Here is a 1048-nt window from a genome sequence, read left to right as displayed (position 1 = left end):
GGGGCGGCGGTGGCGCGCGCGGCGGGCGGCGGCGGGGCTGAGCGCCCGCGGCCGGGGCGGATGGACGCCCGCCGGTGCGGCGTGCGAGGCTCCGCGGCATGAGCGGAGCCGACGCGACGGCCCCCGCCGCGGGCGCGGCCTGCGGCGCGGGCCTGCCGGCGGGGCTGAGCGCCCGCGGCCGGGGCGGATGGACGCCCGCCGGTGCGGCGTGCGAGGCTCCGCGGCATGAGCGGAGCCGACGCGACGGCCCCCGCCGCGGGCGCGGCCTGCGGCGCGGGCCTGCCGATCTCCCCCTCCATCCCGCGCGCCGCGCTGGTCACCGGCGGCGCCGTGCGGCTCGGCCGCGCGATCGTCCTCGCCCTCGCCGAGGCCGGCTTCGACGTCGCCGTCCACTACCGGAGCAGCGCCGCGGAGGCGGAGGCGACGGCGGCGGCGGTGCGGGCGCGCGGGCGCGGCGCCGCGACGCTGGAGGCCGACCTGGCGCGCGAGGCGGAGACCGCGGCGCTGCTCGGCCGCGCCGCCGCCGCGCTCGGCGGGCCGATCGGCGTGCTGGTCAACAACGCGAGCGTGTTCGAGCGCGACGAGTGGCACGACGCCACGCGGGCGAGCTGGGATGCGCATCTCGAGCCCAACCTGCGCGCCCCCTTCGTGCTGACCCAGCACTTCGCGCGCGCGCTGCCGCCGGCGGCCGAGGGCGTCGTGATCAACATGCTGGACCAGCGGGTGTGGTCGGTCACGCCGCACTTCGTCTCCTACACCGTCTCCAAGGCCGGGCTCTGGACGCTGACCCGGAGCCTCGCCCTCGCGCTCGCGCCGCGCATCCGGGTCAACGGCATCGGCCCCGGTCCCGCCCTGCCCTCGCGGCGGCAGACGCCGGAGCAGTTCGCCCGCCAGTGCGCCTCCACGCCGCTCGGGCGCGGCACCTCGCCGGAGGAGGTGGCGCGCGCGGTGTGCGCCATCCTCGCCCTGCCCTCGATGACGGGGCAGATGATCGCCCTCGACGGCGGCCAGCACCTGCAGTGGTCGCCGGCGCGCGCCGGCGGGGCGG

Annotated in this window: 1 protein-coding gene; it reads left to right on the top strand. The window is 80.4% G+C overall.

From position 1 onward, the window contains the following. Positions 1-225: 225 nt before the first annotated feature. Positions 226-1048 (top strand): SDR family oxidoreductase (locus tag K1J50_RS18215; RefSeq protein WP_220119178.1); only part of this gene is annotated, 823 nt, incomplete at its 3' end.

The sequence above is a fragment of the Caldovatus aquaticus genome, from assembly GCF_019458025.1.
GTDB lineage: Bacteria > Pseudomonadota > Alphaproteobacteria > Acetobacterales > Acetobacteraceae > Caldovatus > Caldovatus aquaticus.
Note: the sequence above shows the minus strand (reverse complement) of the source record. Positions and strands in the feature narration are given on the sequence as shown.